Origin of the sequence: Dyella sp. SG609 (genome assembly GCF_012275375.1) — a bacterium.
Taxonomy (GTDB): Bacteria; Pseudomonadota; Gammaproteobacteria; order Xanthomonadales; family Rhodanobacteraceae; genus Dyella_D; species Dyella_D marensis.
This window is the reverse complement of the sequence record NZ_JAAZQJ010000022.1, coordinates 1-7,201: the sequence shown is the minus strand read 5'-3', so window position 1 is coordinate 7,201 and position 7,201 is coordinate 1. Positions and strand designations below refer to the sequence as shown.

The 7,201-nt window shown below is 68.4% G+C and carries 2 protein-coding genes; one reads left to right on the top strand and one right to left on the bottom strand.

Going from position 1 to position 7,201, the window contains the following annotated elements:
* Nucleotides 1-126: 126 nt before the first annotated feature.
* On the bottom strand, nucleotides 127-4,578 hold the full coding sequence (locus FHW85_RS22050) for a DEAD/DEAH box helicase (RefSeq protein WP_168649669.1): 4,452 nt from the start codon (nucleotides 4,576-4,578) through the stop codon (nucleotides 127-129).
* 189 nt (nucleotides 4,579-4,767) lie between these two features.
* Here FHW85_RS22050 and FHW85_RS22045 point away from each other — a divergent pair, with 189 nt between their 5' ends.
* Nucleotides 4,768-7,011: a TonB-dependent receptor gene (locus FHW85_RS22045; RefSeq protein WP_168649668.1), complete on the top strand. Its 2,244-nt coding sequence runs from the start codon at nucleotides 4,768-4,770 to the stop codon at nucleotides 7,009-7,011.
* The last annotated feature ends 190 nt before the right edge of the window (nucleotides 7,012-7,201 follow it).

Sequence of the window (7,201 nt, the reverse complement as noted above, 5' to 3'; positions counted from 1 at the left end):
CTATTTCTCTTTGGTTACTTTCTCTTTGAGCCAGCAAAGAGAAAGTGACCCGGGCGCCGGCAGGCGTCCGGAATGCCCGCTGCATAAGCGGCCCAATCGCGGCAACGCGACAATCGAACGATACCGTTACTGGATTCCGGCCTGCGCCGGAATGACGAGCAAAGCGGCCCCAGGCTCAGCGCGACGCAACAGCGCGTTCTTCCACCGCTGCTGCCGCGCGGAATCGGCCTCCACCAACCACTGCGGCTTGCCCGCCACCAACGCGGCCACCGCCACACCATCCTCATACAGCACCCGCGTACCAACCACCGCCGGCAGGCGATTACCACTCAGCACCGTGCCAACCAGATTGAGCGGATCGCAACCGCTCAGGCAAACGAACTGGCCGTCATTCGGCAGCTGCCGGACATGGCGCAGCTTGCCGATCGCTTCCGGCAGCGCGAACTGCTCGCCGACCAGCCCCTCGACGAAGCGTCCGCCGCGGATCTCGCCGCGCGCCTCCAGCCGGTGATACACGCGCAGCAGCTCGCGCCACGTCGGCAGCCACGAAGCCTCGCGCTCCAGCAGCTTCCAGAACACCACGCCATAGCGGCGCAGCAGGGTGCGCGCGACGTGCTCGACGTATTCGGCGCGCTTGCCGTCCTTGCCGTCCGGCACCAGCGGCGCGCGTACCAGCGACCAGCGCCCGGCGTCTTCGATGCCGCTCAGCATATGGCGGCGCACGCGGCGATGGCGGTGCGCATCGCGCTTGGCGGCGGGCAGCAGCAAGGCGCGCAGGCCGGCGAAGCTGTCGGCGGTGACGCGGCCGGCGGCGACCAGTTCGCCCAGCGCGTCTTCCAGTTCGGTGCGCAGCAGATGCGCGGCGCTCATCAATTCGTCGAAGAACAGCGCGCCATGCTCGCGCAGCATGTCGGCCACGGCCTGGGCGCGCGAGGACAGCTGCAGCTCCTGCGGCTGGCCCGCGGCGGCGATGCCGCTCCACAGCGCCATCTCCTTGCGCGGCAGCAGCACGATCGGCGTGGCGCGCACGGGGCTGCTGCCGCCGGTGGCGCCGCGCAGGCGGTTCCAGCCGACGCGGCCGGCGCGGCACAGATCGTCCAGCCAGGTGATCGAATAGTCGTCGATGCGCGCCGGCAGCAACTCGGCTTCCCAGGCCCCGGCGGCGGCTTCGTAGCCTTCGAGCTGGGCGATGGCGGCGGGCAGCGCCTCCGGTCCGCTCAGCCGCGCGCCGGGTGCGACGTGCTGCCAGTCGAACTGGAAGCGCATGAAGTCGCGCCGGCTGACCGGCTCGATCTCGCGGCGCAGGCGGCCGATGGTGTAGCGGTGGATGCGCGCCAGCAGGTGGCGTTCGCACCATTCGGTGTCGGCGGCTGCGGGCGTGAACTGGCCCTGCATCACGTAGCCTTCGGATTGCAGGCGCAGCAGGGCCGTTTCGACGTCGCTGCGATCGGCAGCGAGCGAGGCGGCGAGCGTCGCGACCGTCACCGGACCGAGGCCGACCAGGCGTCCGCGCACCATTTCCAGCAACGCGTCTTCGCGCGTCCACGCTTGCGCGAGGAATTCGGCCGGCGCTTCGATCGCCGGCTGCATGGCGATATCGGCATGAATGGCCGCCCACAGCGGCAGCTTCTCCGCCGCCACCCATACCTGCCAGCCGGCGTGGGTCGGTGAACTCAACAAAGTGGCGCGGCGGGCGTTCGCCAAGGCCTGCAGCAAGTGCTCCCAACCGTCGCGCGCCGCTTCCTCCGCGGTGACGAAGCCGAGCACGCTCAAGGCTTCGTGCATCTCGTCGGCGCCACGCACCTGCGGCCAGGCTTCGCCGCGTACCGCGTCGATGGCGTCCGGATCGAGCTTGCCCAGGTCTTCCGCGCTGTCGCCGTCGTTCCAGCGGCGCGTCTGCACGGCTTGGGTGCGGCGCTCTTCCAGCGGCGCGTCGTCCAGGTAGGCATAAGGCGCGGCGGTAAGCACCTCGGCGGCCAGCGGGCTGGCCGTGGTGAGGTCGCGCGCGACCACGCTGATCTGGCCGCTCTCCAGCCCGCGCAATATATGCAGCAAGCCGTCCACATCCATGGCGTCGCGCAGGCAGTCGTACAGCGTCTGCTCGACCAGCGGGTGATCGGGAATCTGCCGTTCGCCGACGATGTTCTCCAGGCAGGCCACCTGGTCGGGGAACACCGTGGCGAGCAGGTCTTCGCTGCGCATGCGCTGGATCTGCGGCGCCACTTTGCGCCCGCCCTGGAAGCGCGGCAGGGCCAGCGAGGTGGTGGTATTCCAGCGCCAGCGCACGGGGAACAGCGGCGCATCCAGCAGCGCCTGCACCAGTACGTGCTCGGCGGTGTTGGAATGCAGATAGCGCGCCACTTCGATCAACGGGAAGCTGTGGCTGGTCGACAGCGACAGCACGATGGCGTCCTCGGTCGCCGCCGCCTGCAGCTCGAAATTGAACTGGCGGCAGAAGCGCTTGCGCAGCGCCAGGCCCCAGGCGCGGTTGATGCGGCTGCCCCAGGGCGTATGGATCACCAGCTGGGTGCCGCCGGATTCGTCGAAGAAGCGCTCGAACACCAGCTGGTGCTGGGTGGGCAGCGCGCCGAGCGCGGCCTTGGCCTTCGCCAGGTAGTCGGCCAGCTGCTGCGCGGCCGGCTCGCTCAGGCCCAGCGTGTCCTGCAGCCAGGCCAGCACTTCGGGCACGCCGCCTTCGTCGAGCTGCGCACTGATGGCTTCGCGCAGGCGCGACACGCCATGCGAAAGCTCATTGCTGCGCCCCGGCGCCTCGCCCAGCCAGAACGGAATGCTCGGCGGCACGCCGTGCGCATCTTCCACGCGCAGGCGGTCGCGCTCCACGCGCAGGATGCGGTAGCTGGTGTTGCCGAGCTGGAAGATGTCGCCGGCCAGGCTTTCCACCGCGAAATCCTCGTGCACGCTGCCGATCACCGTGGCCTGCGGTTCCAGCACGACGAGATAGTCGGCGGTGTCGGGAATCGCACCGCCGGAGGTGACCGCCGTAAGCCGCGCACCGCGCCGCGCGCGCAGCTGCTTGTGCACGGCATCGCGATGGATGTACGCGGCACGCGCGCCGCGGCGCGTGGTGAAGCCGTCGGCCAGCATGCGCACGATGGCGTCGAACTGCTCGCGCGGCACGTCGCGATAGGGATACGCGCGGCGCACCAGGGCGAACAGCGCGTCCTCGTCCCATTCCTGGCAGGCCACTTCGGCCACGATCTGCTGGGCCAGCACGTCGAGCGGGCGCGGCGGGATCGCCAGCGTGTCCAGCTCGCCGCGGCGCACGCAGTCGAGCAGGGCGGCGCATTCGGCCAGGTCGTCGCGCGAGGTGGGGAACAGGCGCGCCTTCGGCGTGCCGTTCACCGCGTGGCCGGAGCGGCCGGCGCGCTGCAGGAAGGCGGCGATGGAACGCGGCGAGCTCAGCTGGCAGACCAGGTCGACGTCGCCGATATCGATACCCAGCTCCAGCGAGGCGGTGGCCACCAGCACTTTCAGTTCGCCGCGCTTGAGGCGCTGTTCGGCATCCAGGCGCTGCTCGCGGGCGAGGCTGCCGTGGTGCGCGGCCACGGCTTCCTTGCCCATGCGCTCGGACAGATGGCGCGCGACGCGTTCGGCCATGCGGCGCGTATTGACGAAGATCAGCGTGGTGCGATGCGCCTGCGCGAGTTCCGCGAGGCGGTTGTAGACCAGCTCCCAGGCATCGTTCGACATCACCGCTTCCAGCGGCACCGGGGTGACTTCGATGGCGAGGTCGCGGGCGCGGGTGTGGCCGACGTCGACGATGTGAATTCCCTTTTCCCCGCCGGATGAGGGGCGGGTGCTCGCGGCAGAAGATCGACGAAGCATCGCTTGCTTTTCTGCTGCTGCTTCTGCGCTTCGCAGGTCCCCCTCACCCCGGCGGGGAGAGGAGGTACGGGTTTCGCCAACCAGGAACTTTGCTACCTCTTCGATCGGCTTCTGCGTGGCCGACAGGCCGATGCGCAGCAGCGGCCGCTGGCATAGCGCTTCCAGCCGTTCCAGCGACAAGGCCAGGTGCGAGCCGCGCTTGGTCGAGGCCATCGCGTGGATCTCGTCCACGATCACCGTGCGCGTACCGCCCAGCATCTCGCGCCCGGAAGCCGAGCCCAGCAGGATGTACAGCGATTCCGGCGTGGTTACCAGGATGTGCGGCGGCTGGCGGCGCATCAGGTTGCGCTCGGCCTGCGGCGTGTCGCCGGTGCGCACGGCGGTGCGGATGGCGACGTCCGGCAGGCCCAGCGCGGCCAGCTCCGCGCGGATGCCTTCCAGCGGCGCTTCCAGATTGATGTGGATGTCGTTGGACAGCGCCTTCAGCGGCGACACGTACACCACCGTGGTGGCGTCCGGCAGCGTGCCGCCGTGCGCCAGGCCTTCGCGCACCAGGCCGTCGATGGCGGCCAGGAAGGCGGTCAGGGTCTTGCCGGAGCCGGTCGGCGCGGCCACCAGGGTGTGACGGCCATCGCGAATGGAAGGCCAGGCGGCCAGCTGGGCTGCGGTGGGCGCCGGGAACGCGCGCTCGAACCACTGCCGGACCGCGGGATGAAAATCTTGCAGGGACATGGGCTTAGGCTCGCCTGGAGCCGGGGCGGAGAGAACATTCTAGATGGGGGCGCGTAAGAGCGCCGGCAAGGCGCCGGCCGGGGTCACTTCCGCCGGTAGCACGCATGAATGACAATATTGCGTCACAGCAATGCGCCGGCGTACTGCGCGCCATTGCCTACGGTTGCTTATCCATCCCGGGGAAAACCAATGTCCGTCGCCCACCCGTCGCGGTTCGCCGTGCTTGCCGTATCCATTGCCCTCGCCCTGTCGGCCGCCGCCGCCCAGGCGCAGGACACCGACAACCAGCCCGCCGGCAAGAAGAAGCCGGTCGAGCTGCAGGCGGTGACCGTGACCGCCGAAAAGCGCGTGGAGAACCTGCAGAAGGTGCCGATCTCCATGACCGTGCTCACCTCCGAGAAGCTCGAGGCCTTCGGCCAGGCCGGCGACGGCGTGCTGCAGCTGGCCTCGCGCGCGCCGAGCGTGTACGCCGAAACCTCGTACGGCCGCGAATTCCCGCGCTTCTACATCCGCGGCCTGGGCAACAGCGACTTCGACCTCAACGCCTCGCAGCCGGTGTCGATGGTGTACGACGACATCGTGCAGGAGAACCCGATCCTCAAGGGCTTCCCGCTGTTCGACCTGGAGCAGGTGGAAGTGCTGCGCGGCCCGCAGGGCACGCTGTTCGGCCGCAACTCGCCGGCCGGCGTGATCAAGTTCGAATCGCGCAAGCCCAGCCAGGAAACCACCGGCTACGCCCGCGTCTCCTACGGCACCCTGGGCACCGCCAACGCCGAGGCGGCGCTGGGCGGCGCGCTGAGCTCGCACTGGTCCGGCCGCGTGTCGGCGCTGGCGCAGCACCGCGACGGCTGGATCGACAACGACTACACCGGCAAGAAGGACGCGCTCGGCGGCTACAACGACCGCGCCGTGCGCCTGCAGGCGCTGTACGAGAACGGCGACTTCAGCGCGCTGATCAACACCCACGCGCGCTGGCTCGACGGCAGCGCCATGGTCAACCGCGCCAACGCCATCCCGATGGGCGAGAACAGCTTCGCCCCGGGCTTCAGCCGCGACACGGTGTACCAGGACGGCCGCAACAAGCAGCACCTGTTCACCTGGGGCAGCAACCTGCACCTGAACTGGAAGCTCGGCGACTACACCTTCACCTCGATCACCGGTTTCGAGAAGGCCACCACCTACAGCCTGGGCGACGTGGATGGCGGCATCGCCATTCCGCACGACCCGAGCCAGCAGAAGGCGGTGACGCCGTTCCCGTCCGAGACCGCCGACGCGCTGCCGCACGACCGCCAGCTCACCCAGGAATTCCGCCTGGCCAGCAATCCGCAGGACCGCCTGAACTGGCAGGTCGGCACGTACTACTTCCACGAAGACATCGCGATCAACAACTACGACTACGCGACGCTCAACAACCACGTGCTGGACGGCTACGCCAAGCAGCAGCAGCGCACCAATGCGTGGGCGGTGTTCGGTTCGGCCGACTACCACATCACCGACGACTTCGACGTGCGCGCCGGCGCGCGCTACTCGCACGACTCGCGCACCTTCCGCGTCGACCGCCTGCTCTCGCCGATCGGCGGCGGCCCGCTGACCCTGGGCGCCGAGCCGCACGATTCGCGCTGGAGCGGCGACGTCACCGCCACCTGGACGCTCAATCCCAACCTCAACGTGTACGCCCGCGTGGCCAACGGCTTCCGCGCGCCGAGCGTGCAGGGCCGCGTGCTGTTCGCCGACTTCATCTCGCAGGCGAAGCCGGAGACCATCACCTCCTACGAGCTGGGCCTGAAGAGCACGGGCATGGACAACCGCGTGCGCTTCAACGCGGACGTGTACACCTACAACATGCACAACCAGCAGCTCACCGCGGTGGGCGGCGACATCAATGTCACGCGCCTGTTGAACGCGAAGAAGACGCAGGGCTACGGCGCCGAGTTCGACCTGGAGGCCTACCTCACGCCGAACTTCATCGTCACCGCCGGCGGCAGCTACAACCACACCGAGCTGAAGGATCCGACGCTGGCGGTGGCGCCTTGCGGCTCCGGTTGCACGGTGCTCGATCCGCTCAATGCCTCCGGCAACGCGCTGGTCAACGGCAACGACCTGCCGAATGCGCCGCGCTGGATCGGTACGCTGACCGCGCGCTATGGCATCCCCTATGGCGACAGCGGCGAGTTCTTCGTCTACACCGACTGGAATTACCGCAGCGATGTGAATTTCTTCCTGTACGAGTCGAAGGAGTTCCAGAGCAAGCCGTTCCTGGAGGGTGGCCTGCGGCTGGGCTACAACTGGGGTTTCGGTAAGCGCGAAGTGGCGCTGTATGCGCGCAATGTGACGAACAAGAAGGTCATCACTGGCGCGATCGATTTCAACAATCGCACTGCGTTCGTGAATGATCCGCGGGTGGTGGGTGTGGAGTTCCGCACCGAACTCTAATGGCGGCTGGGCGCCGCGGCCTTTTTGTGGCGGCGCCCTCCTTGCTCGTCATCCCGGCGTAGGCCGGGATCCAGTAACGGTATCGCTCGGTTTTTGCGGTGACGCGAACTGGCCGCTTATGCAGCGGGCATTTCGGACGCCTGCCGGCGCCCGAGTCACTTTTTCTTTGCTGGCCCAAAGAAAAAGTAAC